The organism is Pseudomonas jessenii (assembly GCF_002236115.1).
GTDB classification, from domain to species: domain Bacteria; phylum Pseudomonadota; class Gammaproteobacteria; order Pseudomonadales; family Pseudomonadaceae; genus Aquipseudomonas; species Aquipseudomonas jessenii.
In genome coordinates, this window is record NZ_NIWT01000003.1 from 423,795 (window position 1) to 449,263 (window position 25,469).

26 protein-coding genes and 1 pseudogene are annotated in these 25,469 nt (G+C 59.6%); 7 read left to right on the plus strand and 20 right to left on the minus strand.

The window, feature by feature from the left end; translation table 11 throughout:
• Positions 1–110: 110 nt before the first annotated feature.
• On the minus strand, positions 111–545 hold the full coding sequence (locus PSJE_RS11120) for a multidrug/biocide efflux PACE transporter (protein WP_057713583.1): 435 nt from the start codon (positions 543–545) through the stop codon (positions 111–113).
• Positions 546–635: 90 nt separating this feature from the next.
• Here PSJE_RS11120 and PSJE_RS11125 point away from each other — a divergent pair, with 90 nt between their 5' ends.
• Complete coding sequence (locus tag PSJE_RS11125) at positions 636–1,490, plus strand: LysR family transcriptional regulator (protein ID WP_057713582.1); 855 nt, start codon at positions 636–638, stop codon at positions 1,488–1,490.
• Positions 1,491–1,595: 105 nt separating this feature from the next.
• Here PSJE_RS11125 and PSJE_RS11130 read toward each other — a convergent pair whose 3' ends face one another.
• The 3 genes from PSJE_RS11130 to PSJE_RS11140 form a co-directional block, all read right to left on the minus strand.
• Entirely contained in the window at positions 1,596–2,831 is a 1,236-nt protein-coding gene (locus PSJE_RS11130) for an RNA polymerase sigma factor (RefSeq protein WP_090457371.1), read from the minus strand.
• A 1-nt stretch (position 2,832) separates the two neighbouring features.
• The gene (locus PSJE_RS11135; RefSeq protein ID WP_090457373.1) at positions 2,833–3,177 is read right to left on the minus strand and encodes a YciI family protein; all 345 of its coding nucleotides are present in this window, start codon (positions 3,175–3,177) and stop codon (positions 2,833–2,835) included.
• A gap of 66 nt (positions 3,178–3,243) precedes the next feature.
• Entirely contained in the window at positions 3,244–3,669 is a 426-nt protein-coding gene (locus PSJE_RS11140) for a YybH family protein (RefSeq protein ID WP_057713580.1), read from the minus strand.
• A 141-nt stretch (positions 3,670–3,810) separates the two neighbouring features.
• Here PSJE_RS11140 and PSJE_RS11145 point away from each other — a divergent pair, with 141 nt between their 5' ends.
• The gene (locus PSJE_RS11145; RefSeq protein WP_090457375.1) at positions 3,811–4,296 is read left to right on the plus strand and encodes a GNAT family N-acetyltransferase; all 486 of its coding nucleotides are present in this window, start codon (positions 3,811–3,813) and stop codon (positions 4,294–4,296) included.
• Between the two features lie 136 nt (positions 4,297–4,432).
• Here the strand turns inward: PSJE_RS11145 and PSJE_RS11150 are convergent, their stop codons facing one another.
• The 3 genes from PSJE_RS11150 to PSJE_RS11160 all read right to left on the minus strand — a co-directional run bounded on the left by PSJE_RS11150 (position 4,433) and on the right by PSJE_RS11160 (position 6,233).
• Entirely contained in the window at positions 4,433–4,921 is a 489-nt protein-coding gene (locus PSJE_RS11150; RefSeq protein WP_090457377.1) for a GNAT family N-acetyltransferase, read from the minus strand.
• Between the two features lie 97 nt (positions 4,922–5,018).
• Positions 5,019–5,504 carry a GyrI-like domain-containing protein gene (locus PSJE_RS11155; RefSeq protein WP_090457378.1) on the minus strand — a complete coding sequence of 162 codons (486 nt, stop codon included), beginning with the start codon at positions 5,502–5,504 and terminating at the stop codon, positions 5,019–5,021.
• Positions 5,505–5,570: 66 nt separating this feature from the next.
• Positions 5,571–6,233 (minus strand): LysE family translocator, encoded by a 663-nt coding sequence (locus PSJE_RS11160; protein ID WP_057713576.1) that lies wholly within the window; start codon positions 6,231–6,233, stop codon positions 5,571–5,573.
• A gap of 139 nt (positions 6,234–6,372) precedes the next feature.
• Between PSJE_RS11160 and alaC the strand changes: the two genes are divergently transcribed.
• Positions 6,373–7,590, plus strand: a complete 1,218-nt coding sequence (gene alaC, locus PSJE_RS11165; protein WP_057713575.1) for an alanine transaminase — start codon at positions 6,373–6,375, stop codon at positions 7,588–7,590.
• A 182-nt stretch (positions 7,591–7,772) separates the two neighbouring features.
• Here alaC and PSJE_RS11170 read toward each other — a convergent pair whose 3' ends face one another.
• Both PSJE_RS11170 and PSJE_RS11175 read right to left on the minus strand, forming a co-directional pair.
• Positions 7,773–9,125 carry a GntP family permease gene (locus PSJE_RS11170; RefSeq protein WP_057713574.1) on the minus strand — a complete coding sequence of 451 codons (1,353 nt, stop codon included), beginning with the start codon at positions 9,123–9,125 and terminating at the stop codon, positions 7,773–7,775.
• Positions 9,126–9,206: 81 nt separating this feature from the next.
• On the minus strand, positions 9,207–9,740 hold the full coding sequence (locus PSJE_RS11175; protein ID WP_090457379.1) for a gluconokinase: 534 nt from the start codon (positions 9,738–9,740) through the stop codon (positions 9,207–9,209).
• A 215-nt stretch (positions 9,741–9,955) separates the two neighbouring features.
• Here PSJE_RS11175 and gntR point away from each other — a divergent pair, with 215 nt between their 5' ends.
• Positions 9,956–10,987 carry an HTH-type transcriptional regulator GntR gene (gene gntR / locus PSJE_RS11180; RefSeq protein ID WP_057713572.1) on the plus strand — a complete coding sequence of 344 codons (1,032 nt, stop codon included), beginning with the start codon at positions 9,956–9,958 and terminating at the stop codon, positions 10,985–10,987.
• Between the two features lie 195 nt (positions 10,988–11,182).
• Here the strand turns inward: gntR and PSJE_RS11185 are convergent, their stop codons facing one another.
• Entirely contained in the window at positions 11,183–11,431 is a 249-nt protein-coding gene (locus PSJE_RS11185) for a DUF6124 family protein (RefSeq protein WP_090457380.1), read from the minus strand.
• A gap of 444 nt (positions 11,432–11,875) precedes the next feature.
• On the opposite strand from PSJE_RS11185, the gene PSJE_RS11190 reads away from it, so the two are divergent.
• Entirely contained in the window at positions 11,876–12,514 is a 639-nt protein-coding gene (locus PSJE_RS11190) for a glutathione S-transferase family protein (RefSeq protein ID WP_090457382.1), read from the plus strand.
• Between the two features lie 235 nt (positions 12,515–12,749).
• Here PSJE_RS11190 and PSJE_RS32160 read toward each other — a convergent pair whose 3' ends face one another.
• The 6 genes and pseudogenes from PSJE_RS32160 to PSJE_RS11215 form a co-directional block, all read right to left on the minus strand.
• Positions 12,750–13,289 (minus strand): methyl-accepting chemotaxis protein, encoded by a 540-nt coding sequence (locus PSJE_RS32160; protein ID WP_227698141.1) that lies wholly within the window; start codon positions 13,287–13,289, stop codon positions 12,750–12,752.
• 6 nt (positions 13,290–13,295) lie between these two features.
• A pseudogene (locus PSJE_RS32165) lies at positions 13,296–14,069 on the minus strand (PAS domain-containing protein); the annotation flags it as partial.
• 629 nt (positions 14,070–14,698) lie between these two features.
• Positions 14,699–15,712 (minus strand): ABC transporter substrate-binding protein, encoded by a 1,014-nt coding sequence (locus PSJE_RS11200; RefSeq protein ID WP_090457385.1) that lies wholly within the window; start codon positions 15,710–15,712, stop codon positions 14,699–14,701.
• Entirely contained in the window at positions 15,709–16,257 is a 549-nt protein-coding gene (locus tag PSJE_RS11205) for a sigma-70 family RNA polymerase sigma factor (protein ID WP_090457387.1), read from the minus strand. The genes PSJE_RS11200 and PSJE_RS11205 overlap by 4 nt, the downstream gene beginning before the upstream one ends.
• A 139-nt stretch (positions 16,258–16,396) precedes the next feature.
• The gene (locus PSJE_RS11210) at positions 16,397–17,188 is read right to left on the minus strand and encodes a phosphate/phosphite/phosphonate ABC transporter substrate-binding protein (protein WP_090457389.1); all 792 of its coding nucleotides are present in this window, start codon (positions 17,186–17,188) and stop codon (positions 16,397–16,399) included.
• A 144-nt stretch (positions 17,189–17,332) separates the two neighbouring features.
• Positions 17,333–18,274 (minus strand): fatty acid desaturase, encoded by a 942-nt coding sequence (locus tag PSJE_RS11215; RefSeq protein ID WP_090457391.1) that lies wholly within the window; start codon positions 18,272–18,274, stop codon positions 17,333–17,335.
• A gap of 328 nt (positions 18,275–18,602) precedes the next feature.
• Here PSJE_RS11215 and PSJE_RS11220 point away from each other — a divergent pair, with 328 nt between their 5' ends.
• Entirely contained in the window at positions 18,603–19,019 is a 417-nt protein-coding gene (locus tag PSJE_RS11220; protein WP_057713565.1) for a GNAT family N-acetyltransferase, read from the plus strand.
• Between the two features lie 132 nt (positions 19,020–19,151).
• Here the strand turns inward: PSJE_RS11220 and def are convergent, their stop codons facing one another.
• Positions 19,152–19,691 carry a peptide deformylase gene (gene def, locus PSJE_RS11225; RefSeq protein ID WP_057713564.1) on the minus strand — a complete coding sequence of 180 codons (540 nt, stop codon included), beginning with the start codon at positions 19,689–19,691 and terminating at the stop codon, positions 19,152–19,154.
• Between the two features lie 2 nt (positions 19,692–19,693).
• Positions 19,694–20,653, minus strand: coding sequence for a YihY/virulence factor BrkB family protein (locus PSJE_RS11230; RefSeq protein ID WP_090457393.1), 960 nt, complete (start codon positions 20,651–20,653; stop codon positions 19,694–19,696).
• Between the two features lie 355 nt (positions 20,654–21,008).
• Between PSJE_RS11230 and PSJE_RS11235 the strand changes: the two genes are divergently transcribed.
• Positions 21,009–21,386, plus strand: coding sequence for a hypothetical protein (locus tag PSJE_RS11235; protein WP_008019269.1), 378 nt, complete (start codon positions 21,009–21,011; stop codon positions 21,384–21,386).
• A gap of 184 nt (positions 21,387–21,570) precedes the next feature.
• On the opposite strand, the gene fadD1 is transcribed toward PSJE_RS11235, so the two are convergent.
• Positions 21,571–23,271, minus strand: a complete 1,701-nt coding sequence (fadD1, locus tag PSJE_RS11240) for a long-chain-fatty-acid--CoA ligase FadD1 (protein WP_090457395.1) — start codon at positions 23,269–23,271, stop codon at positions 21,571–21,573.
• Positions 23,272–23,651: 380 nt separating this feature from the next.
• Positions 23,652–25,340 carry a long-chain-fatty-acid--CoA ligase FadD2 gene (fadD2, locus tag PSJE_RS11245; protein ID WP_090457397.1) on the minus strand — a complete coding sequence of 563 codons (1,689 nt, stop codon included), beginning with the start codon at positions 25,338–25,340 and terminating at the stop codon, positions 23,652–23,654.
• Between the last annotated feature and the right edge of the window lie 129 nt (positions 25,341–25,469).

The following is a 25,469-nucleotide window of genomic DNA, read 5'->3' on the forward strand; positions in this document are numbered from 1 at the left end:
TGTGGGAGCGAGCCTGCTCGCGAAAGCGGTCTGACATTCAGCAATGAAGTTGACTGACACGCCGCCGTCGCGAGCAAGCTCGCTCCCACAAAAACCGGTTCAAACACGACTCAGCAAACCTCACGAGTCACCAGCATCCGCTCCCGAACCACGTCATACACCCAGTGGTAGACGTAGGTGTACGGCAGGAAGAACAGCAACACACCGATATCCAGCAAGAACGCCTGCCACAGGCTGACATTCAGCCACCAGGCGATCAGCGGCACGCCGAGGGCGACCAGGCCGCCTTCGAACAACAGCGCATGCACCACGCGGACCCAGGCGTTGTGTGCGATGGCAAGGCGCTTGAGCAGCCGATCGAACATACCGTTGAAGACCACGTTCCAGGCCAGGGCCAGGCCGGCGATGAGGATGGTGACCATGCCCATTTCCAGCATCGGTTTCTTCATGATCCAGGCCAGCAACGGGGTACAGATCAGGATGGCCAGCAGTTCGAAGCCGATGGCTTGAAAAATACGTTCAGTAATGGATTTGTTGGCGCTCATGGCCGAACTCCCTTGGGTGACTGTGGTTGCCATGATCCATCAGCACACCGATACTTCATAACCAATAACCATCGATCAAGGCGATAGCTCATGGCCTCTCACGAAGTGTTGCTGGCGTTTGTCGAAGCCGCGACCCAAGGCTCGTTTTCCGCCGCGGCGCGCAAATTGGGCCGCAGTCAGTCGACCATCAGTGCGGCGGTGGCCAGCCTGGAAATCGACCTGAACCTGACGCTGTTCGACCGCAGCAGCCGCAAGCCCGGCCTGACCCCGGCCGGACACGTCATGCTGCAACGGGCCGAAGACATCCTGGCCGCCACCAGTCGCCTGGAAATAGCCGCCAGCCAACTGTCCCAAGGGGTGGAAGCGAAGCTGACGGTGGCGCTGTCCGATACCTATCAGTCGGACCGCTTCGAAGCCGCCCTCAGCGCCTTCGAGCAGCGTTACCCGGACCTGGAGCTCGAGTGTCTGATCGCCGAATGCGATGACCTGATGTCCCTGGTGCAAAGCGGCCGGGCGCAGATTGCCTTCGCCGAAATGCAGGACAGCTACCCGCCGGACCTGGTCAGTTCGACGGTGGACGAGCGCACGGAAATCGCCTTGTTCGTGTCCCCGACGCATCCTTTGGCGACGTTGGACCACATCGACCGGGACGTACTGCAGCAACACCGCGAACTGCGTCTGGCCACCATCATCAATCCCTATGAAAGCCGGGCGAAGGGCCGCGTCTGGTCGGCGCCAAGTTACCTGATGCTGCTGGAAATGGCCCAGGGCGGATTCGGCTGGGCGCCGTTGCCCCGCTGGCTGGTCGAGCGATTCGGGCCTGGTACGTTGCAGGAACTGGTGGTGCGCGGCTGGCCGAAAACGGTGTCGGTGGATGCGTTGTGGTCGCGGCTGAATCCGCCGGGGCCGGCGGGGAGCTGGTTGCTGGGCAAGATGCTGGAGTGAAGGTCCTTCGGCCCTTATCGCGAGCAAGCTCGCTCCCACAGTATCGAGTACACCATCAATCCCTGTGGGAGCGAGCTTGCTCGCGATGAGGCCAGAACGGCCGCATCACTCCAACGCCTTGAGCCGCTCTTCGATAAACCGCTGCTCCGGCTCCTGTCGGGTCAACGCCAGCGCCCGCTCCCACGCGGCCCGCGCCTCCTGCTTGCGACCCAGTTGCCAACAGAATTGCGCCCGCGCCGAATGCGCCAGGTGGTAGTCGAGCAGTTCTCCCCGCTCCAGAATGGCGTCGACCAACGTCAGTCCCGCCAGCGGACCATCGCGCTGCGAAATCGCCGCCGCACGATTCAACTCGATCACCGGCGACGGCACCGCCCGCAGCAGGACGTCATACAGACCGACAATCTGCGGCCAATCGGTTTCCCCCGCCGTCGGGGCTTCGGCGTGCACCGCTGCGATCGCCGCTTGCAGGCAATAGGGTCCGAATCGTCCCATGGTCAGCGCCCGCTCGACCAGCGTGCAGCCTTCGCTGATCAACCCGGCGTCCCACAGCGAACGGTCCTGTTCGTCCAGCACAATCAGCTCGCCGCTCGCCGAGGTCCTGGCCGGGCGACGCGACTCGTGCAACAGCATCAACGCCAGCAAGCCCATCACCTCCGGTTCCGGCAACAGTTCCACCAGCAACCGGCCGAGGCGGATCGCTTCGCGGGTCAAATCCTCACGAATCAGTTCTGCCCCGATGGACGCCGAGTACCCCTCGTTGAACACCAGGTAAATCACCCGCAATACACTGTCCAGGCGCTCGGGTAACTCAGCGAGTGTCGGCACTTGATAAGGGATTTTCGCATCGCGGATCTTCGCCTTGGCGCGCACGATGCGCTGGGCGATGGTGGCCGGGGCCGAGAGAAAGGCCCGGGCGATTTCTTCCGTGGTCAGGTCGCAGACTTCCCGCAGCGTCAGTGGCACTTGTGCGTCGGCCGCCAGGGCCGGGTGGCAGCAAGTGAAGATCAGCCGCAGGCGATCGTCTTCCACGTCTTCATCACTCCAGTCGGCCTGCTCCAGTTCCTCCAGTTGCGCGATCAGCAAGGGCTGCGACGCGGCAAAGCGTGCGCGCCGGCGCAGGGCATCGATGGCCTTGAAGCGCCCGGTGGACACCAGCCAAGCCCGCGGATTGTCCGGCACGCCGTCACGCTGCCAGCGTTCGACCGCGATGAAAAACGCCTCGTGCAAGGCCTCTTCGGCGAGGTCGAAATCACCCAGCAAGCGAATCAGGGTCGCAAGAATCCGCCGCGACTCTTCGCGATAAACCCGCTCGACCTGCGCCTGAACCGGCAGCCCCGGCATCTTAAGGATTCAACTGCCGAACGGGGCGCACTTCGACACTGCCGACCCGGGCCGCCGGTATGTTCCCGGCGACCTGGATGGCTTCGTTGAGGTCCTTGGCATCGATCAGATAAAACCCGGCCAGTTGCTCCTTGGTTTCAGCGAATGGCCCGTCGGTGATCGACACCTTGCCATTGCGCATGCGCACCGTGGTGGCGGTCTGCACCGACTCCAGCGCCTCGGCGGCGACCATCCGGCCACTGCCCTGGATCGACTCGGCATAGGCCATGCACTCTTCGTCCTTCGGGCTTTCCGGCAGCGAATGCAGCAACCGCTCATCGCTGTAGACCAGGCATAAATACTTCATCACGCTCTCCTTATCGAACGATCAACTATGGCCGCTGATTGGCATTCTGGCTCGGCTTCCCGACGATCAGGGCTTGAGGTCGAACAGCGTCGCGCCGCTGGTCATGTCGAATGGCGCCGACCAATGTTCGTGGACGATCTGCCACAGCCCGGCTTCTTGCCGATAGCAGGCGGTGACGCGCATCCAGCAGGACTGGGTTTCGCCCTTGTCGTTGGTGCCACCGCAATGTGCCAGCCAGTGAGCGAACGCAATTTCCTGGGACGGCTCGATGGTGATTTCGTCGAATTCGAAGATGTGCGGGCCGGGGCACATTTCCATGCAGGCCTGCCAATGCGCGCGATACGCCGGCTTGCCTTTGAATTGCAGGGCCTTGACCGCGTCGAAGGAGACGATGTCATCGGCATACAGAGCCATGACTTTTTCAATGTCCTTGGTCATGACCGCCTGACGATAGTTCTCGATGAGGTTCTGGATCTGGGTTTGCGAGTTCATGGTGGTTCTCCGTGGTTTTTATAGTGAAGACACCCTTAGTCGTCTGGCGATCCGGTGAATCGACAGGTGAAATAAAAATAATCCGGGAAAGCAAACTCGCTAGAATCCGAGGCTCATTTGTGATGGAAAAAGGACACTCCCGTGACAGCCCGACTCGTGCCTTATGAAAGCCTGAATGCGCTGCAGCGCCAGCAGGTCGAGGCCATTGAAGTGCATTCGGAACAGATCAGATTCTCGGGTGACATCCACGGCGCCTTGCACACGCTGTTGTCCAAGCCCGGCCCCGGCGTCAAGGGCTTCGCCCTGCTGGCCGAGGATGTGCCCGTCGCGTTCCTGCTGCTCAAGCGCCCGCCGGTGTTGCCGGCCTGGGCCGATGAGCACAGCGCCACGCTGCATGCGCTGCAAGTCGATCAACGCGTCCAGGGCAAGGGCTACGGCAAGGCCTGCCTGCAAGCGCTGCCCGAGGCGGCGCGCCTGGCCTGGCCGGAAATCAGGGGGCTGGAGCTGTCAGTGGATGCCGACAACGAAGCCGCCATCGCCCTGTACGCCAGGTTTGGCTTTGTCGACAGCGGCGAGGCGTACAAGGGCCGGATCGGGTATGAGCGGCGGATGGGGTTGGTGTTTTGAACTCAGCCCCCACCAACACCACAAAACTACTGTGGGAGCGAGCTTGCTCGCGATGGCGGCGTAACATTCAACATCGATGTCGACTGATAGTCCGCTATCGCGAGCAAGCTCGCTCCCACAGGGGATCTATGTCGGATCAGAGTTCGAGCACCATCTCATGCCACGCCATGCCGCCATGGTCCGAGGCCGAGGGTTTAACGTAGGCAAAGCCGAACCCGGCATACAACGGAATATGCCGTTCCTTGCACATCAGGTTGATGGTGACCTTGCCCATCGCACGCATGCGCTCGATGAACTCGCCCATCAGGCGCTTGGCCAGGCCTTGGCCCTGATAATCCGGGTGCACCACCACCGACATGATCACCACATGCGGCCCGGCCGGGTCGTGGCCGATCAGTTCCTTGAACGCCTCGTCCGACATTTCCACCTGGAACGCCGCACCGGAGTTGATGAATCCGGCGACAACCCCGTCCACTTCAGCGACGATAAAACCCTCGGGCCAGGTGGCGATGCGGGTGGCGATTTTCTCGCGGGTCGCGGCTTCGTCACCTTCGTAGGCAAGGGTTTCGATGGCAAAGCAGCGGTCCAGATCGGCGGGGGTGACGTTGCGGATGACGGTGTTCATGGCAGCTCGGGATCAGCATGGGAAAGGCTGGGGATGATAAATCAGCTGCTGTGGGACATCGAGAGACGAATCGGCTGATCCGCCTCTCGTGCAGGTGTCATGCCTTGATCGGCAGCCAGATTTCCAGCTTGCCGGTGTTGAGTTTGGGGTTGAAGTCTTCGCTGTAGCGCTCGAACTCCGGAGCCGCCAATAGCTCGTGGCCGGACTGCGGCAGCCACGTGCCATGGATGTACTGAAAGGTTTGCGGCAGGGTGTCCAGCGGTCCTTTGTGTTCGAACACCACGTACTGCTGCGGCTGAACTTCTACCCAGCGGTAGGTTTCGGGCAAGTCGTCGAGCTTGCTGATCTCGACCCCGGCGATGTAATCGAAGCCGCCCTTGCCGTCGAAATTGCAGCAGACACCGTAGGTGACTTCGCCTTTTTGGCCCGGAATATGGCCCAGATGCGGGATGAGTTTCTCCCAGAGTTCGGGAATGCCTTGAACGGATTGTTGGGTAAATGTTCCGCCAAGCCCTGCAATCAGCAGGAAGTGTCCGTGTTCGAAGCGTGGCTCCGCCAGTTCGACGCGTGTTTGCTCATCCATGGCTCAACTCCTGGAGCAAAAAGTGGGTTCGGCTGGGAGTATAGAAGCCAAACCCGATTCGCCCAATTACAGGGCGTGCAATTGCTCGACGGCGCCTGAACCGACAAACTCGTTATAACCCGATAGGATCACGTAGACTGCGAAATAACAGAAGATCGCTGCCGATGCCATGTAGGAGTAACGCAGTAACTTGTCGCCGAGCAACTTGCCGCCGTGGCTCGCGGCGAAGCACAGCCCGACACACCAGAGAATCCCTGCGCAGAGAAAACCGCCGAGAAACAACGCCGAACTGAGGGCGCCACCGCCGCCGGAACGGGCGATCAGCGTGCCACCCACCGCAGCGAACCAGAGAATCGCGCTGGGCGACGACATGGCCAGGAAGATCCCGCGAAAGAACTCCTTGCGATGGGAGTTGTGCCCCACCTCGGCCGATTGCGCCAGCACCGCTTCGTGGTGAATCGCCGAATAGATCATCTTCGCCGCGAAGTACACCAGCAGCGCCGAGCCACCGATCCACAACACCCAGCGCACGGTTTCGTATTGCAGCAACACGGTCATGCCGGCCAGTGCCAGTACCGCGTAGATCAGGTCGCCGACACAGGTCCCCAGCCCCAGCGCAAACCCCTGGAAATAGCCGCGCTGCATGGCCAGGGTGATCATCGCGATGTTGGCCACGCCGATATCCAGGCACAGCGAGAGGCTCAGCAAGAAGCCGCTGGTAAATTCCATCGAACCCTATCCTTCGGAAAAATTTGTTTACATTGAGGCTGGACAGTCTGCCACAGCTGCCCTTACATTCCGCCACAGGTCACCGCAGTGACCAGCGTCGCTCGGACGGTTCCGGGCGCTTACGTTATCCGAGGCAACAATGGCCGAACAAGGTTCGCCGCGCCGCTTTGCGCGCATAGATCGACTCCCCCCTTACGTTTTCAACATCACTGCCGAGCTGAAGATGGCCGCCCGTCGTCGTGGCGAAGACATCATCGACTTGAGCATGGGCAACCCCGACGGCGCCACGCCGCCGCACATCGTCGAAAAACTCGTCACGGTAGCCCAGCGCGAAGACACCCACGGCTACTCGACGTCCAAGGGCATTCCGCGCCTGCGCAGGGCGATTTCCAACTGGTACAAGGACCGCTACGAGGTCGACATCGACCCGGAAAGCGAAGCCATTGTCACCATCGGCTCCAAGGAAGGCCTGGCGCATCTGATGCTGGCCACCCTGGATCAGGGCGACACCGTGCTCGTGCCCAACCCGAGCTACCCGATTCACATCTACGGTGCCGTGATTGCCGGCGCCCAGGTGCGGTCGGTGCCGCTGGTGCCGGGCGTGGATTTCTTCGCTGAACTGGAGCGGGCCATTCGCGGTTCGATCCCGAAGCCGAAGATGATGATCCTCGGTTTCCCGTCCAACCCGACCGCCCAGTGCGTGGAGCTGGATTTCTTCGAACGAGTGATCGCCCTCGCCAAGCAGTACGACGTGCTTGTGGTACACGACCTGGCCTACGCCGACATCGTCTACGACGGCTGGAAAGCCCCGTCGATCATGCAAGTGCCCGGGGCCAAGGACATTGCGGTGGAGTTTTTCACCCTGTCCAAGAGCTACAACATGGCCGGCTGGCGCATTGGCTTCATGGTCGGCAACCCGGAACTGGTCAATGCCCTGGCGCGGATCAAGAGCTACCACGACTACGGCACCTTCACTCCGCTGCAAGTGGCGGCCATCGCTGCGCTTGAAGGCGATCAGCAATGCGTGCGCGACATCGCCGAGCAGTATCGGCAGCGGCGCAATGTGCTGGTCAAGGGTCTGCATGAACTGGGCTGGATGGTGGAAAACCCGAAAGCGTCGATGTATGTCTGGGCCAAGATTCCCGAGGCCTATGCGCACCTGGGCTCGCTGGAGTTCGCCAAGAAACTGCTGGCCGAAGCCAAGGTGTGTGTCTCGCCGGGCGTCGGGTTTGGCGAGTACGGTGACGATCACGTGCGCTTCGCCCTGATCGAAAACCAGGACCGGATTCGTCAGGCCGTACGCGGGATTCGCGGGATGTTCAGGGCGGATGGGTTGGCACCGAAAACCAACGCCTGATACATATCCCCCTGTGGGAGCGGGCTTGCTCGCGATAGCGGTGTTTCAGTCGCCATTAAAGTTGACTGATACGACGCCATCGCGAGCAAGCTCGCTCCCACAGTGGATTTATGTACAACCTGTAAATCGATCACCCACAAAAAAACCGCATCGCTGCGGTTTTTTTGTGTCTGTCGAATCGCTTAGACGAACAGCGACAACAACAAGATAAAGCCCAGGCCAACCACGGAGAGGATGGTTTCCATCGCGGTCCAGGTCTTGAAGGTTTCGGCCACGGTCATGTTGAAGTACTGCTTCACCAACCAGAAACCGGCGTCGTTGACGTGGGACAGGATCAGGGACCCTGCACCGGTGGCCAGCACCAGCAGCTCACGGTTCACGCCCGGAATCATCCCCACCACCGGCACCACGATGCCGGCGCCAGTGATGGTCGCCACGGTCGCTGAACCGGTCGCGATACGAATCACCGCCGCCACCAGCCAGGCCAGCAGGATCGGCGAGATCTGTGCGTTCACCGCCATGTGGCCGATCACGTCACCCACACCGCTGGTCACCAGCATCTGCTTGAAGCCACCACCGGCACCGATGATCAGGATGATCGCGGCGGTCGGCGCGAGGCTGGCATCCAGCCATTTCATCATTTGGCTGGAACCGATGCCCTGCTTGTAGCCGAAGGTATACAGCGACAGCAGCAATGCCAGCAGCAACGCCGAAATCGGGTGACCGATCAGGTCCATGAAGGCGCGGAAGATGTTGCCATCGGGCAGCACCACGTCGGCAAACGTCTTGAGCAGCATCAGGAACACCGGCAGCAGCACGGTCACCAGCGTGATGCCGAAGCTCGGCAGTTCAGCCGAATCCGTTTCGCGCGACAGTTGATCCACCAGCTCCTGGTTCGGATGACCGGGAATGTGCTTGGCAATGAACGTACCGAAGATCGGGCCAGCGATGATGGCGGTTGGCAACGCAACGATCAGGCCGTACAGAATGGTCTTGCCGATGTCGGCACCGAACACGCCGATGGCCAGCAGCGGACCCGGGTGCGGCGGCACCAGGCCGTGTACCGCGGACAGACCGGCCAGCAGCGGGATACCGATCTTGATGATCGACACGCCAGTGCGACGGGCCACGATGAACACCAGCGGAATCAGCAGCACGAAGCCGATTTCGAAGAACAGCGGAATGCCGACCAGGAACGCGGCGAACATCATCGCCCACTGCACCTTGTCCTTGCCGAAGGCGCGGATCAACGTCTGCGCAATCTGATCCGCACCGCCTGATTCGGCCATCATTTTGCCGAGCATGGTGCCCAGTGCCAGGATGATGCCGACGAAACCAAGCACGCCACCGAAGCCGTCCTGGAACGCCTTGATGATGGTGCCGATCGGCATGCCGGAGGTCAGCCCGAGGAAGGCTGCGGCGATGATCAGTGCGAGGAATGGGTGCAACTTGAACTTGGTGATCAGGACGATAAGCCCGATCACCGTGACCACTGCATCGAGCAGCAGGAACGTCTCGTGGGACATGCCAAACATTAGGGGTGTCTCCTGGTTGTTGTTGTTATTAAAGCGGGTTGATCAGAAGTCGTGAGGACAGCGCTGTCTTTGCGAGCACAGTCATACCGCCTGTTTCAGGCCGTTCGCCTGCCACCAGGCATGAGCCTGCGCCGCCAGTTGCTCGACGCTATAGGTCGAAGCATCCAGCGCCAGGGTCAACGGCTCGCCGACGGGCGATTCGAGGGTGGCGAACTGGCTGTCGATCAGGGTCGACGGCATGAAGTGGCCTGGCCGATGGGAGACACGGTCGGCGGCGACTTCGGGGGTCAACTCAAGGAACACAAAGCCCAGGCCCGGCAAGGCACTGCGCAGACGTTCACGATAGACGTGCTTGAGAGCCGAACAGGTCAGCACCGGGCGCTGGCCCTTGGCGTCGACACGGCGCAGTTCATCGCACAGGCTGTCGAGCCAGCCGGCACGGTCTTCATCGTTCAGGGGAATCCCCGCGCTCATCTTTTCGATATTGGCGGCAGGGTGAAAAGAGTCGCCTTCAATGGCAGTGGCGCCGCTCAAATGGCACAAGGCCTCGCTGACGCACGTCTTGCCGCAACCGGCAACGCCCATGATGACCAGGGCGGTGATGGGATGATTCATGTAACACCTCAGCGCGCAGACAGCGCTACCTTTGCCAGTTATGACACCAGATCAAAAGCAGAAGTTGCCGACGCCTTTCTTGTCATTTTATGGGTTGCAGCAGGTTAGGTCCCAACACCAAAAAGCAAGGATCAGGCGAACCCTTGCTCACGCATTTGCAGCTGCATCGAGACAGCGCTACCTTAGTGCCTTGAATTTTGTTTGGCAAGCCGTCGATGAACACAACCAAGAACGATAAAAATACTCGCACCACTGGCCGCCCTACCCTGAACGAAGTTGCCCGACTGGCCGGCGTCAGCCCGATCACCGCCTCCCGCGCCTTGCGTGGCGTCAGTACCGTGGCCACTGAACTTGTGGAAAAGGTGCAAAAAGCGGCGCTGGAACTCAACTATGTGGTCAACCCTGCCGCCCGCGCCTTGGCCTCGGCCCAGAGCCAGTCAGTCGTGGTTTTGGTGCCGTCGCTGTCCAACCTGCTGTTCATTGACACCCTGGAAGCCATTCATCGGGTTTTGCGGCCCAAGGGTTTCGAAGTGCTGATCGGTAACTTCCACTATTCGCGCGATGAAGAAGAAAACCTGCTGCGCAACTACATGGCCTATCAACCGCGCGGCTTATTGCTGACGGGTTTCGACCGCACCGAAAGTTCGCGGCGGATGATCGAAGCCAGCAATATTCCTTGCGTGTACATGATGGAACTGGACAGCGCCGCCGGGCTCAATTGCGTTGGCTTTTCGCAATTGGCGGCCGGCGAAACGGCAGCCGAACACTTGCTGTCTCGCGGCCGCAAGCGCCTGGCCTACATCGGCGCGCAGCTGGACCAGCGCACCTTGTTGCGCGGCGAAGGCTTCCGCAAAGCCCTGCAAAAGGCCGGTCGGTATGACCCGGACCTGGAAGTGCTGACGCCCCGCTCCTCCTCCGTCGGCCTCGGCGGTGAGTTGTTCCTGCAACTGCTGGCCAGTCATCCGGATGTCGATGCGATCTTCTTCGGCAACGACGACCTGGCCCAGGGCGCCCTGCTCGAAGCCATGCGCAACGGGATCAAGATCCCCGAACAGGTGGCGATCCTCGGCTTCAACGACTTGCCCATGTCCGAACACATGGTCCCGCGCCTGAGCAGCATCAACACCCCCCGCGAAGCCATCGGCCGTCGCGCGGCGGAGCAGATGCTGACGCTGATGGCCGGCAACACCGTGGCCAAACCGGTGCAGGACATGGGGTTTGAGTTGAAGGTGCGCGAAAGCACGTAAGCACGACACACCCACAGTGAAGTGAGATTTTGTGGCGAGGGGGCTTGCCCCCGTTGCGTTGGGTTGCGAAGCAGCCCCAAAAACAGACGCCGCAGTCTTACAGGTAAAACCCGTGAACTGGATTACGACTGCTCCGCAGCCGAACGGGGGCAAGCCCCCTCGCCACAGGGAAAGCCTCTCGCCCCCGCTCAGTGTTCAATCCTGCGGATCGAGGTTATCCAGCACCCGGTTCACCGCCAGTTCGGCCAGCATGATGATCTGTGCAATCGCCAGCGCCGTGTTGCGATGGCTGCCTTCCAGAAAAGCAGCGAAGTCATTGGTCATGACACTCGCCGAGGCCAGTGATTCGCAGGCGTGCGCCAACAGCGTTTCGTTATTGATGCCGGGTGAGATGGTGAACATTGGGCTGGGATTGCGTGGGGGGTTGGGCGTGGGTTTGAACATGGCAATGCTCCTAGAGTGATGGAGCTGCCACGATTCGCTGCTAGACGAAATTAAGGTGGCAGCCGTGCGCGGGCTAGCAGACCAGGACTCTAGAACCCGGTAGACCCGAAGGTCTTCCCACACACAGCCGCCATAACGTGAACCGATCACGAACGGTGGACGCCATGCGTCTAAAGTATCCAGGCTGCTAGACCCGATCGCTGAATTTGCAGCGACACGGAACAATACGAGTCCGGATACCAGGCGCACAAGTCGGCGGATTCTGGCGTAGTCGTAGGTAATTCCGCAAGAAATCACTGTCTGCAGAAATCCTCTGATACCCCTTGCCTACGGACCATTCCTACAGGTTTACGTCTGGTCCTGCGGATCCTGCAGACTTGATGTCAGCCGTCGGCAGGCACACTATGAATTCCCGACGCCATGATTCGCTGACGGAGTAGCAAAATGGAACATGCACTAAAGATTCTCGGCAAAGCCTCGTCCATCAACGTCCGAAAAGTCCTGTGGACTTGCGAGGAGCTGGGTATTGCCTACGAACGCGAGGACTGGGGCAGTGGTTTCGCGTCCACCCACAGCCCCGAGTTCCTGCGCTTCAATCCCAACGCACAGGTTCCGGTGATCATCGATGAAGCCGGCGTGTTGTGGGAATCCAATACCATCTGCCGCTATCTGGCTGGCAAACACCACCACCATCACAGCGAGTTGCTGCCCATCGAACCGGCCGCCCGCGCTCGGGTGGAACAGTGGATGGACTGGCAAGCCACCGAGCTCAATCCGTCCTGGAGATACCCGTTCATGGCACTGGTGCGCAAGGACCCGGAATTCCAGGACCCGCATAGCCTTGAAGTCGGCATCCGTAGCTGGAACCAGAAAATGGGCATCCTCGAACATCAACTCGCGACCACCAAGGGGTATGTCGCCGGACCACACTTTACCCTGGCCGACATTGTCATCGGTTTGTCGGTCAATCGCTGGCTGATGACGCCGATCGACCGGCCTGACTACCCCACCGTCGATGAATATTTCCAGCGCCTGGCGCAGCGTCCGGGGTTCCTCAAGCACGGCTGCAACGGCTTGCCTTGAGGAGCCGCAAAATGCCGCGCTGTTTCTTGTAGGAGCGAGCTTGCTCGCGAAGGACCTGAGAACACCGCGTTCAACCAGCTTTCACGCGTTATCGTTGACGTCCATCGCGAGCAGGCTCGCTCCTACAGTGGGTCGGCGTTTTTTGTAGGAGCGAGCTCGCTCGCGATGGATGCAAGAGCGCCGCGTTCAGCCAGGAAACACGCGTCATCGTTATCGACCATCGCAGTTACCGCGACTAGTTCAATTGCAACGTCGAGTTGAACTGACTGATCGCATCCACCACATGCCGCGAGCCCTGCTGGATTTCCAGAATCACCTCCCCTGCCTCGTTCGCCAGTTCCACGCCGAGGCCGGTTCGACTCAGGCTCGATTGCATGCTCGACACCGCGCTGAGCGACAAATCGTGGTTCTTGCGCACCACCTCGACAATCTCCAGCGTCGCCTGACTGGTGCGCGCCGCGAGGCTGCGCACTTCATCGGCTACCACCGCAAACCCGCGCCCGTGCTCTCCGGCACGGGCCGCTTCGATCGCCGCGTTGAGCGCCAGCAGGTTGGTCTGATCGGCAATGCCGCGAATGGTCTGCACGATGGTGCCGATGATGTCGGACTGTTTGCTCACGGCGTCGATGCTCAGAGCCGCCTCGTTCAAGTCCCGGGAAATGTCCTGGATGATCTGCACCGTCTGCTGCACCACCTCGGAGCCCTTCCGCGCGCAGACGTCGTTTTGTACCGAAGTGCTGTGGGCCGATTCTGCGGCGGTTTGCAGGGTGGTCATCTGGTGGGTGATATCGCTGGCGAACTTGACCACCTTGTACAACCGCCCCTTGGCGTCGAACAACGGGTTGTAGGAGGCTTCCAGGAATACCGTCTGACCTTGCTTGTTCCTGCGCTCGAAACGATGGGAGTGATATTCGCCGCGGTTGAGCGAAGCCCAGAAATTCCGGTAGCCCTGGGACTCGGCTTCGGCACGGTGGCAGAACAGGCTGTGATGCTGCCCCACCACTTCGTTGAGCGAGTACTGCATGGTTTTCAGGAAGTTCTCGTTGGCGCTGATGACCTTGCCTTCGGGCGTGAATTCGATCACAGCCATCGAGCGGCCGATCGCGGAGAGCCTGCTTTCGTTTTCGTGTTCCTTGTTGATCCGTGCGGTGATGTCGGTGGCCACCTTGATCACACTTTTCACCTGCCGGTCGGGGCCCAGCACCGGCATGTAACTGGCTTCGAGCCAGATCTCCCGGCCACTCTTGTGCAAGCGCAAAAAGGTCCCGCTCAGCGGCTCGCCCCGCGCCAGGTCACGCCATAATTTGATGTACTCATCGCTGCGGTAATACTGCTCTTCACAAAAGACCCGGTGATGTTTGCCGCGCACTTCGTCAGCGCTGTAGCCCATGGCATTGCAAAAGTTTTCGTTGGCATCGATGACGATGCCGTCCGGAGTGAATTCAATCATCGCCATCGAATGACTGATCGCCGCCAACTTGGCATTAGCCTCAGTCAGCGCGCAACTGAACCGTTCAATTTCCAGCAGGTCGGCCTTGTGATGTAGGTTGAACATTGTCGTATCACCTTCCGCGCGGTTTTTTGATTGATGAACGTTGCAGGTCTTTCAAATCCACCACTACGCTCCGTGGAACAGGCACACGCATCCCTCCAAAAAGAAGGACTAGTCAGGTGATAAATGATGTTCAATCGGAGGGGTCCTTACAGCGACACGCTCATCAAGACATCCTTCTCTTGATAGCCCGCATGCGGGCCAGCCCTAACAGATTCACAACAAATTCCATTTAGCGGACAGCTCCTTGCCATCAAGTGTTGGTGCCTTCGATTGCGCATTCTGCGACCAGAGATCGACCACCTCATGAGGGTCGATACAGTTAGTTACACCTGATCATAGACAGCAACCTCGGGCTTGCAAGGCCACTAGTCTGCCACTACTGAGGATAAAATCGGTTCAGCAGCTTGTCGAGGGGGGAAATACTCGGAGAACAAGACAGATCAGCGGTCGGTAGTGAGAGCGGCGCTGGCTGCCGAATTGGCTTAAGGCTGTAGACCATTCGCGAGCAAGCCCGCTCCCACAGGGGATCGGCGGTGACCACAGGTTTTGTGGAAATCACAGATTCAATGTGGGAGCGGGCTTGCTCGCGAATGGTTGCAGCTCAAACACTGCAGAACTTTCAGAACAAACTACAAGCTGGCACTTACCTTGGTGGCCACCTCTCCCGGCACCCACCCCTTCCATACCTGCGGCTGCTCACGCAAAAACGCTTCGGCGACTTCCCGGGGTTTCTGCCGTTTTTCACTCATCTGACCCAAGGTCTGGTTCAACAGATCAATCGGCAAATCGACCTTTTCAAAGAACGTCACCAGGTCCGGGTATTGCGCCTTGAACGGTGCCGATACGCCGATGGCCAGGCTGGCCGGCATCGAGCGCGTGCCTTTGGGGTTCGGGTTGTTGGCATCGGCCAGGGTTTTCCAGGCTTCGGCATCGAATGGCGGCTCGTCGAGTTTCACCAGTTTGAACCGCCCCAGCAGTGGTGTCGGCGACCAGTAGTAGAACAGCACCGGTTTGCCACGGCGGATCGACGAGGCCACCTCGGCATCCAGCGCGGCACCGGACCCCGTGCGGAAGTTGACGTAGCTGGCGGTCAGATCATAGGCCTTGAGTTTCTGGCTGTTGACGATTTCCGAGGTCCAGCCGGTCGGGCTGTTGAGGAAGCGTCCGCGGCTCGGGTCTTCGGGGTCACGGAACACGTCCTTGTACTTCGCCAGGTCGGCAACGGATTTCAACTCCGGGGCCAAGGGCTTGATGCCGCGCTCCGGATCGCCCTTGATCACGTACTCCGGCACCCACCAGCCTTCGGTGGCGCCTTTGACCGTATCGCCAAGGCCGAATACCTTGCCCTCCGCCGCCGCCTTGACCCAGGCGGGACTGCGTCCGGCCCACTCTTCACCGATGACCTGGATGTCGTTTTTGGCCAGCGCCGCTTCAAGGCTGACGGTGCTGCCCGGCAGCGTGTCGGTCGGGTAGCCGTAACCTTTTTCAACGATCAGGCGCAGGATTTCGGTGATGAGGCTGCCGCTTTCCCAAGTGATGTCACCAAAGTGAATAGGTGCCGCTTTTTCCGTGGCCGATGCCGGGTGGGACAACAGGCTCAGGGCCAGCAACGAACTGCCGAGCAGGGTTTTGACCGATCTCATGCGGACCTCTTGTTCTGGAGGGGACGGTTCAGGGATTGGTTGGCGCTGTGCCGGTCGCACAAGGCCTGGGAGCGGGTCATGTAGTCGCTGACGGAACGCAGGGAGATGCCCAGCGCAGCGGCAATTTGCGGATAGGTCAAGCCGTCGATCCGTGACAACAGGAAGGTCGAGCGGACTTTGCCGGGTAGCCGCTGAAGAGTGCGATCCACACGGGTCAGGGTCTGGGACACCTGGGCCAGTTCTTCCGGCGATTGGGCGTGGATCGACTCGGTCTGTTGCAGTTGTTGAAGGTACTGGCGCTCCAGGTCACCTCGACGCCAACGCTGATAGAGCAGGCGCTGGGCGATGGTGGTGAGCAACGCACGGGGTTCACGGATTGCCGTCAGGCCAGGAGCCTGCAGCAGTTGCACGAAGGTTTCGCAGGCAATGTCTTCGCCAGCGGCGGCATCGTTCAGGGACTGACGCAGGCGCGTGCAGAGCCAGAGGTAGTGGGCGCGGAACAATCCGTCCACCTGTTTGCGATGAAGAATATCGGCGCCGGACATAGGGGCTCCTGGGTTAGGGGTCGCTGAATGTCCGGTGGTCCGGTGAGGCGAATCCTAGCAAGGAGCCTTATTCATTAATAATATTTAAAACTTATTTTTATATTCGCTAATGGAATTAAAAAGAACACCTGACAGGCCGCTATCGCAAATCCCCATACCCCAGCACCTCGGCCTCACGCTGGTAGTCGAGCACAATCTGATAGTCGCTTTCGTTGGTGGGCAGTACCTCTGGCAAACCGAGGGTTTGGGCAACCTCCGGCAGCTCGCGCAACGCCAGGTTCATCACCTGCAGGAGTTCATCAGCCTGCTCATCCCTGACCGTCGCGGCAGTAATGAACGGTAAGGCAGGACTGAGCGCACTGCGGGCAATCACCCGCAAACCGGCCACTTCCTCTGCGGCGTGGCGTGCCAGATAGGCAAAGGTCACGCTGTCGATGGCCGCCAGATCGGCAAGGTCTTCGCGCAACCAGCGCAGACTTTCACGATGGCTACCGCTGATCCCGACCTGAGAGAAAAACCGCCCGTCACGTTGCAACGACGCCAACTGGTGGCGCAGCAGATTCATGCCGCTGTTGGAGTCCTGGCCATTGATCACGCCTCGGCTGTCGCGAAACTCCGGCAGGGTTCGCCGTGCATCTTCGATGCGTCCCAGAATCAGGCTGCAATGATTGCCGCCACTGCTGTCCGGCAGTTCATAACGAGGCCGCCCCAGCACCCGGACCTTGCCGCGCAATGCCGTCATCAACGGATAGCCGCAGGTTTGGGTGAGCAACAATTTCGGCGACAACCACAAGTCCAGCAGTGACAGGCCTTTGGCATCCCGGCGGGTGTCGCCCAGGTGCTCGAGGATTCGCGCCAGCCAGCGTTCGTTGGCCTGGTGGATGGGGTCGGGGGCCGTGTACATCAGCAGTTCGGCGAAGTGTTGGGTCATCGAAGTTTTCCATGTAACAAAGCCCCCCCTGTGGGAGCGAGCTTGCGCGCGATAGCGGTGTGACATATTGCCTGGATGTTGACTGACACGACGCCATCGCGAGCAAGCTCGCTCCCACAAGGGAACTCAGTTGGTAGCAACAAATCAGTAAAACGGATGCCTCGGGCTGTCGATGGCTTTGACTCCATGTTCACGCCACAACTGCCCATAACCCCGCACCAGAAACCCGCCGCTACGCGCCAGCCATTGCTCGCGGCGGGCCCTGTAGGCGCGGGGCAAGTCGTACCAGGGCAACCCCGGCAACTCGTGGTGCACCAAATGAAAATTGAGGTTCAGGAACAGCCAGCGCCACGGCCACGCCGCTTCATTGAGCACCGTGCGCTGCTCCGGCGCGGCATGAGGTCGATGTTCATAGTAGGAGCGAATCATGGCGATCGACAGCGCCGGCACACTGATCAAAAACAGGTAATGCCAAACCGGCAACAGGCTGAAGTTCGCGATGAACAGCAGCATCAACCCGGTCATCAAGCCGTGACTCAACCACATCAGCCAAGCCTGGCGCTCGCCTGTTCTGAGGCGTTGCAGCTCTTCACGGGCCAATGCCAGCAAGGCCAGCGGTGCCCCCAGGGAAAAACGACCGAGCACGGTTTTGTTCAGCCAATGCAGGCTGCGCACCAGCGGTGAACTGCCCTGCCACTGCCCGGCGCTCAAGTAACGGCTTTCCGGATCGCGACCGGGGATCGTCAGGTCCTCGTCGCGGTGATGCTGCAAATGGCTGTCGCGATACAGGGTGTACGGATACCAGACGGCAAACGGCGCGTAGCCAAGGATTTTGTTCAGGGTTGCCCAGCGCGTGGGATGACCGTGCAGCAGTTCGTGTTGCACGGATAACCACAGCACCAGCAATGGAGTCAGCAACAGCGTGCTCCACCATAAACCCAATCGATGGCTGTTCAACACGATGCCAAACCAGCCGCCATACACACCGATCAACAGCAACCAGGTCGGCCATTCGGTGCGCGCGGTGAAGCGTCGGCGCAGTGTTTCGATTTCTTCTTGGTGGGCGCTATCAAAGTAATGGGGCATGGCGTTGCTCAGATCGGGGACCAGTCCCCTTCTGTGCAATGGCCTTGGGAAATCTTGCAGATTATTTTCAGGAGGATCGCTCCCATGTTGCATGGGAGCGATCAATCAACGCGGATCAGTGACCGAATACGCCAACTTTTTTGGCCTTCTTGTCCGCGCGCTTTTCAATGGCGGTTTTCACCGGTTTCTTTTTCGCCGATTTCTTTGAATCCATACCTTTGGACATGATGCGTACTCCACTCATGGGGATGTGAGATCAGGTATACACCTATCCCGGCGCGCGCGTTCTTTTATAATCGCCCGCTTTGCCTACCGACAGTCCAAAACCATGCCCGAGACCCGATACACCCTGCTCGACGAGCCTTTATGGCCATTGATGAACAAGTTCTACCGCGCTCACCAATCGTCGATGAAAGCCGTGCGCGACGCGCAGTTGTGGGTAGCCCGACGTGACCAGATAGTTGCCGCGCTGTGTTTGCGTCCGGTGTCCGGCGGGCATTGGCTGACCGGGTTGTTTGTCGATCCGGCCTGTCGCGAACAAGGGCTTGCCGCCGGGTTGATTGCGGCAGCGGTGAAGGATTGCGAACAGCCGGTGTGGTTGTTCTGTCATCCGGATTTGCGGGGGTTTTATGAGCGGCGCGGGTTTACTTTCGATCCGCCGATGCCTTACGCGATGGTTGAACGGTTGAGCCGATACGCGCGCAGCAAGCCGATGATTGCTATGGGGTTGGCGCCAGGCGTTTAACTGACTCAAGCCAGTTGGAGATCCAATGTGGGAGCGAGCTTGCTCGCGATGAGGTCCGGTCAGTCAGCATTGTAGGCAACTGATACACCGCCATCGCGAGCAAGCTCGCTCCCACAGGGGTTTGCAGTGAGTCTATTCGTCCGCGTTGGGATCCAGGTCCGGGAACATCACCTCGGTGAAGCCAAACTTGCTGAAGTCGGTAATGCGCGACGGGTACAGGCGGCCGATCAGGTGGTCACACTCATGTTGCACCACCCGCGCATGAAACCCCGAGGCAAAACGCACGATGGGCTCACCTTTGGGGTCGACGCCTTCGTAGCGAATCTGTTGGTAACGCTGCACCGCGCCACGCAGGCCAGGCACGGACAAACAGCCTTCGAAGCCCTCTTCCAGGATCGGGCTCAGCGGTGTGATCAACGGGTTGATCAGGATCGTCTGCGGCACGGCCTCGGCATCCGGATAACGCTCGCTGTGCTCGAAACCGAAGATCACCAGTTGCAGGTCGACGCCGATCTGCGGAGCAGCCAGGCCAACGCCCCCCACGCTTTCCATGGTCTGGAACATGTCATCGATCAACTGCCACAGCTCGGGGCTGTCAAACATTTCGGCCGGCACTGGCGGGGCAATGCGCAGCAGGCGCTCATCGCCCATTTTCAGAATTTCACGAATCATGATCAGGTTTCGTCAATGGTCGGTTTCGGTTGTGAATGATCGCGGCCCAGCCCCGACACGTGGTGCTTTTCCTCATGGACGGGACCATGCTCGCCAGCCACTTTTTCGCCAGGGTCCTTGCCCTCTCGTGACATGTGCTCGATCACGGCATTCATCTCCGCGCCCAGCAGCAGCACCGCGGCGGAAATGTAGAAGTACAGCAACAGCACGATAATCGCACCGATACTGCCATACATGGCGTTGTAGTTGGCGAACTCCTTGACGTACAAACCGAAGCCCAGGGACGCGATGATCCATACCACCACCGCCAGCACCGAGCCTGGGGTGATGAAGCGGAATTCCTGTTTGACGTCGGGCATGACGTAGTAGATCAACGCCACCGCGACCATCAGCAGAATCACGATCACCGGCCAGCGCGCGATGGTCCAGAGGGTGACGATGAAGTACTCAAGGCCGACTTGCGCAGCGATCCAGCCCATCACCTGCGGTCCGAGCACCATCAGCGCTGCGGCGATCAGCAGCATGCCGGCAATGCCGACGGTGTAGATGATCGACAACGGAAAGCGCTTCCACAGCGGGCGCCCTTCAACCACGTCGTAGGCTGCGTTCATCGCGCTCATCATCAGCCGCACACCGGCGGAGGCGGTATACAGCGCAATCACGATACCCACTGACAGCAGCCCCCCCTTGGACTGCTGAAGCTGGTCGATCACCGGGTTGACCTGCTCCAGCGCCTGGGGCGGCAATACAAGTTCCGATTGCAGGCGCAGCCAGGAGAAGAAGTCGGGCAGATGCAGGAAGCCGATCAGGGCGATCAGAAACAGAATGAACGGAAACAGCGAAAAGAGCATTTGATAGGCCAGCGCCGAGGCATAGGTCGACATCTCGTCGGCGACGAACTCGGTGACCGTGCGCATCATCACACGGTGCAGGGGCAAGCCTCTCATGTCCGGGAAAATCATTAGCGTCTCCATTCGCCGCATACGGATTTGGGGTGAAGTCGTGGCGACTCAGGGGCTGTTTTCTTTCATCAAGGTAGCCCAGTTGGCGACTTTGAAACAAATTCGGCGTGCAAGTTCAGGCTGACACAAAAACGGCCATCTGAAGATGGCCGCGTCTTCTTTTCATTAAAGACATTTCAATGCAGGAAAGTCGTTACACAAGGTTGACCGGGGGCTTTTGCAGGGAGTTTCATTTATTTTCACCACGACATTTCATCGTTCAGTGCAGGTTGCGCTTTATGTTTGCGGGCCAACCCTTGAGAATGCGCAACACATTCAGGCCTTGGCGCTGAAGATCCAATCCCGTAGGAACGTTATGAAACTCGATAAGAAGCAGGCCATTGCCCGCAGAAACCAGGAACTCGGCGGTGCTGTGCTTGGCGTCAACAACTGCCACTTCACCGAATTGAACCGCAACCGCAATATCTGGTGGTTCGACATCCCGGTATCGCGCCTGGCCGTGGGTCAGTACGAGTGGATTCACCTGCTGATGCACACGCCGGACACCGACGAACTGCTGCACCTGAAAGTGCCGACCGTGTTCCTGCGTGAGAAGCTCGAAGGCCTGGTGGTGCGCAATGAAGGCAAGCGCAAGGCGGCATTGAGCCTGGAACTGAGCGCCGACAAGGACTCCTTCCTGCAGGACATGCGCCCGGCAGGCACCAACGTCAACTTCGCACCGTTTCGTCAATAACCATCATTCCTGTAGGAGCGAGCCGGCTCCGGGCGGCGTTCCGACGATGGACGTAAACGATAACGCGGGGTGCCTGGATGCCCGCGTTGTCTGTACCTTTTTCGCGAGCATGCTCGCTCCTACAGAGGATCGGTGTTGCCAGCCGACCAACAAAAAGCCCCGCATTTGCGGGGCTTTTTGTTGGTTACGCGGTGGCTTTCTTCGCGTTGATCTTCTTCAGCTCTTCATCGCGCAATTCACGACGCAGGATCTTGCCGACGTTGGTGGTCGGCAGTGCATCGCGAAACTCCACGGAGCGCGGGACCTTGTAGCCGGTGACGTTGGCGCGCATGTGCTCCATCACCTGCTCCTTGGTCAGGGTCACGCCCGGCTTGGCAACGATGAAAATCTTGATCGCCTCGCCCGACTTTTCGTCCGGCACACCGATGGCCGCGCATTGCAGCACGCCCGGCAGAGTGGCCAGCACGTCTTCGAGCTCGTTCGGGTACACGTTGAAACCGGACACCAGGATCATGTCTTTCTTGCGATCGACAATGCGCATGAAGCCATCGGGCTGGATCAGCGCGATGTCGCCGGTCTTCAACCAGCCTTCGCTGTCGAGGATTTCATCCGTGGCTTCCTGGCGCTGCCAGTAGCCCTTCATGACCTGCGGCCCCTTCACGCACAGTTCGCCGATTTCGCCCAGCGGCTGCTCGACACCGGCATCATTGATGATTTTGCACAGGGTCGACGGTACCGGAATGCCAATGGTGCCGACCTGGATGTGCTGGATCGGGTTCACCGTCGCCACCGGGCTGGTTTCGGTCATGCCGTAGCCTTCGCAGATGGCGCAACCGGTCACCGCTTTCCAGCGTTCGGCCGCGGCCAGTTGCAGGGCCATGCCCCCCGACAAGGTGACTTTCAGCGCGGAGAAGTCCAGCTTGCGGAAGCCTTCGTTGTTGCACAGGGCCACGAACAGCGTGTTCAGGCCAACGAAGCCGCTGAACTTCCACTTCGACAGTTCCTTGACCATCGCCGGCAGATCGCGCGGGTTGCTGATCAGGATGTTGTGGTTGCCCGCCAACATCATCGCCATGCAGTGAAAGGTGAACGCATAGATGTGGTACAGCGGCAGCGGCGTGATCAGGATCTCGCAACCTTCATTGAGGTTGGAGCCCATCAGCGCCTTGCACTGCAGCATGTTCGCCACCAGGTTGCGGTGGGTCAGCATCGCGCCCTTGGCCACGCCGGTGGTGCCGCCGGTGTATTGCAGTACAGCGACATCACCACTGGCCGGGTTGGCTTCCGCCACTGGCTGGCCCAGGCCTTTGCTCAGCACGTCGTTGAACTTGACGGCCTTGGGCAAGTGATAGGCCGGCACCATCTTCTTCACGTACTTGATGACGCTGTTGATCAGCAGACGCTTGAGTGGCGGCAGCAGGTCGGCGACTTCGGTGACGATCACGTGCTTGACGCCGGTTTTCGGCACCACGGTTTCCGCCAGGTGCGCCATGTTGGCCAGGCAGACCAGGGCCTTGGCACCGGAGTCGTTGAATTGGTGTTCCATTTCCCGCGCAGTGTAGAGCGGGTTGGTGTTGACCACGATCAGCCCGGCGCGGATTGCACCGAAGACGGCTACCGGGTACTGCAACACGTTGGGCAGTTGCACGGCGATTCGATCGCCGGGTTGCAAATCGGTATGCTGTTGCAGGTAAGCGGCAAACGCACCGGACAATTCGTACAGTTCACCGTAGGTGAGTGTCTTGCCCAGGTTGCTGAATGCCGGTTTGTTGGCGAAGCGTTGGCAGGATTGCTTCAACACTGCCTGAATATTCGGATACTCGTCGGGATTGATGTCGGCAGCAATCCCAGCTGGGTACTTATCCTTCCAAAAGTCTTCGATCATGGAAGCCCACTCCTCAGCAACGCGAATTCAGCACCGCATTTGATGCGATTATTATTGGTGTTTGGTCATTGGTGAATCTGGCTGATAGAAGGCCGAGAAGTCACAAAGCGCGCCGAGAGTAGCAGCTTTGCCAAGGGTCGACTAGAGCCAAAAGCGGCCTCTACGGTCACATTCGTGACTCAAGACTAGCGATTGGTCATTTTAGAGCAAAAATTCTATACGCCTCTGAAAGCCCCGAAATCCGGGGCTTTCGCTTAAACCTGTGGGAGCGAGCTTGCTCGCGAAAAACGTCCGGGCAACGCGATCATTCAGACAGCGCGCGTTATCGTTGACGTCCATCGCGAGCATGCTCGCTCCTACAGGGATCGGCCATTCACCGATCAGGCGATATCACGCAACTCCCGCCGCAGGATCTTGCCCACCGGCGTCATCGGCAGGGACTCCCGCAGCACGATGTGCTTGGGTACCTTGTACGCCGTGAAGTTCTCCTTGCAGTAAGCCTTCAGCTCGTCAAGGCTGACCCCTGCTTCACGGGCCACCACGAACAGCTTCACCGCCTCCCCCGACCGCTCGTCGGGCACACCGATGACCGCACAGTTGGCGACATTCGGGTGAGCCATCACGACGTCTTCGATTTCGTTCGGGTACACGTTGAAGCCCGAGACAATGATCATGTCCTTCTTGCGGTCAACGATGCGCACGAAACCATCCGGGTCGATCACCGCAATGTCACCGGACTTGAACCAGCCCTCGGCATCCAGCACCTCGGCCGTGGCATCAGGTTTCTGCCAGTAGCCCTTCATGATCTGCGGGCCCTTGATGCACAGCTCGCCGCGTTCGCCCAAAGGTTGTTCAACACCGTCATCATTGATGACTTTCAGCGTGGTGCCTGGCACCGGCAGGCCGACCGTGCCGATCCGCGACTGGTCGCCATAGGGGTTGGTGCAGGCCACCGGCGAAGTTTCGGTCAGGCCGTAACCTTCGGTGATGCGGCAACCGGTCAGTTGTTCCCAACGCTCGGCGGTGGCCTTGACCAGCGCAGTGCCGCCGGAGTTGGTGAGCTTGAGGCTGGAGAAGTCCAGGGTCTTGAAGTCCGGATGATCCATCAGCGCAACGAACAATGTGTTCAGCCCCAGCAACGCCGAGAACCGCCAGTTCTTCAGTTCCTTGATGAAGCCGGCGATGTCCCTCGGATTGGTGATCAGCACGTTGTGGTTGCCCGTCACCATCATGCACATGCAGTTCGCTGTGAAGGCATAGATGTGGTACAGCGGCAGCGGCGCGATCATCACCTCCTGCCCTTCGCGCAACAACGGTTGCCCGTCGCTGCCGAACTGTCCCAGGCAGGCCCGTGCCTGTTGCATGTTCGCCACCAGGTTGCCATGGGTCAGCATCGCGCCCTTGGCCAGGCCCGTGGTGCCGCCGGTGTATTGCAGCACGGCGATGTCGTCGAGGCCGACTTTCAGTGGCTTGATACCCAGGCCACGGCCCATGCGCAATGCGCTCTTGAAAGAAACGGCCTGGGGCAAGGAATAGTCCGGGACCATCTTCTTGACCTTGCTCACCACCGTGTTGACCAGCCACCCCTTGGCGGTGGGCATCAGGTCGCCCATCTTCGCTTCGATCAGGTACTGGATATCAGTGTCCGGGAGTACTTCCTGGACTTTCTGGCCGAACATGTTCAGGTACACCAGCGCCCGGGCACCTGAGTCCTTGAACTGATGGCGCATTTCCCGCGCGGTATACAGCGGATTGGTGTTGACCACGATCAACCCGGCGCGCAAGGCCCCGAACACGGCAATCGGGTAATGCAGGACGTTGGGCATCTGCACCGCGATGCGGTCCCCCGCCACCAGGTCGGTGTGGGCTTGCAGGTAGCCGGCGAAGGCAGCGCTCTGGCGCTCCAGCTCGGCGTAGGTCAGGGTCACGCCCATGTTGCTGAACGCCGGGCGGTCAGCAAACTTCTTGCAGGAACGCTCGAACACCTCGATCACCGACTTGTAGGCTCCCAGATCGATATCCAGGGGTACACCGGCCGGGCGTTTGTCATTCCAGAAATCAGGTTGCATTGTTCTTGTCCTCTTTGACCTGAATCTATCCGGGGCCACTTTTCTGTCATTTTTCAAAAAAATGCAAAAAGCGGAGCTTCACGGACACTAGCAGTTATGACGTAGCAGGCAAATATGCCCACGGCCGTC

Coding starts and splice junctions, on each gene's coding strand:
- PSJE_RS11175 (WP_090457379.1), bottom strand. CDS start 9,740: ATGAATCATCCCATCACCGCCCTGGTCATCATGGGCGTTGCCGGTTGC.
- PSJE_RS11235 (WP_008019269.1), top strand. CDS start 21,009: ATGAAACTCGATAAGAAGCAGGCCATTGCCCGCAGAAACCAGGAACTC.
- alaC (WP_057713575.1), top strand. CDS start 6,373: ATGGCCGAACAAGGTTCGCCGCGCCGCTTTGCGCGCATAGATCGACTC.
- PSJE_RS11200 (WP_090457385.1), bottom strand. CDS start 15,712: ATGAGATCGGTCAAAACCCTGCTCGGCAGTTCGTTGCTGGCCCTGAGC.
- PSJE_RS11125 (WP_057713582.1), top strand. CDS start 636: ATGGCCTCTCACGAAGTGTTGCTGGCGTTTGTCGAAGCCGCGACCCAA.
- PSJE_RS11160 (WP_057713576.1), bottom strand. CDS start 6,233: ATGGAATTTACCAGCGGCTTCTTGCTGAGCCTCTCGCTGTGCCTGGAT.
- PSJE_RS11230 (WP_090457393.1), bottom strand. CDS start 20,653: ATGATTTTCCCGGACATGAGAGGCTTGCCCCTGCACCGTGTGATGATG.
- PSJE_RS11215 (WP_090457391.1), bottom strand. CDS start 18,274: ATGCCCCATTACTTTGATAGCGCCCACCAAGAAGAAATCGAAACACTG.
- PSJE_RS11130 (WP_090457371.1), bottom strand. CDS start 2,831: ATGCCGGGGCTGCCGGTTCAGGCGCAGGTCGAGCGGGTTTATCGCGAA.
- fadD2 (WP_090457397.1), bottom strand. CDS start 25,340: ATGCAACCTGATTTCTGGAATGACAAACGCCCGGCCGGTGTACCCCTG.
- fadD1 (WP_090457395.1), bottom strand. CDS start 23,271: ATGATCGAAGACTTTTGGAAGGATAAGTACCCAGCTGGGATTGCTGCC.
- PSJE_RS11190 (WP_090457382.1), top strand. CDS start 11,876: ATGGAACATGCACTAAAGATTCTCGGCAAAGCCTCGTCCATCAACGTC.
- gntR (WP_057713572.1), top strand. CDS start 9,956: ATGAACACAACCAAGAACGATAAAAATACTCGCACCACTGGCCGCCCT.
- PSJE_RS11150 (WP_090457377.1), bottom strand. CDS start 4,921: ATGAACACCGTCATCCGCAACGTCACCCCCGCCGATCTGGACCGCTGC.
- PSJE_RS11140 (WP_057713580.1), bottom strand. CDS start 3,669: ATGAACTCGCAAACCCAGATCCAGAACCTCATCGAGAACTATCGTCAG.
- PSJE_RS11185 (WP_090457380.1), bottom strand. CDS start 11,431: ATGTTCAAACCCACGCCCAACCCCCCACGCAATCCCAGCCCAATGTTC.
- PSJE_RS11120 (WP_057713583.1), bottom strand. CDS start 545: ATGAGCGCCAACAAATCCATTACTGAACGTATTTTTCAAGCCATCGGC.
- PSJE_RS11135 (WP_090457373.1), bottom strand. CDS start 3,177: ATGAAGTATTTATGCCTGGTCTACAGCGATGAGCGGTTGCTGCATTCG.
- PSJE_RS11220 (WP_057713565.1), top strand. CDS start 18,603: ATGCCCGAGACCCGATACACCCTGCTCGACGAGCCTTTATGGCCATTG.
- PSJE_RS32160 (WP_227698141.1), bottom strand. CDS start 13,289: ATGACCACCCTGCAAACCGCCGCAGAATCGGCCCACAGCACTTCGGTA.
- PSJE_RS11170 (WP_057713574.1), bottom strand. CDS start 9,125: ATGTTTGGCATGTCCCACGAGACGTTCCTGCTGCTCGATGCAGTGGTC.
- PSJE_RS11155 (WP_090457378.1), bottom strand. CDS start 5,504: ATGGATGAGCAAACACGCGTCGAACTGGCGGAGCCACGCTTCGAACAC.
- def (WP_057713564.1), bottom strand. CDS start 19,691: ATGATTCGTGAAATTCTGAAAATGGGCGATGAGCGCCTGCTGCGCATT.
- PSJE_RS11205 (WP_090457387.1), bottom strand. CDS start 16,257: ATGTCCGGCGCCGATATTCTTCATCGCAAACAGGTGGACGGATTGTTC.
- PSJE_RS11210 (WP_090457389.1), bottom strand. CDS start 17,188: ATGACCCAACACTTCGCCGAACTGCTGATGTACACGGCCCCCGACCCC.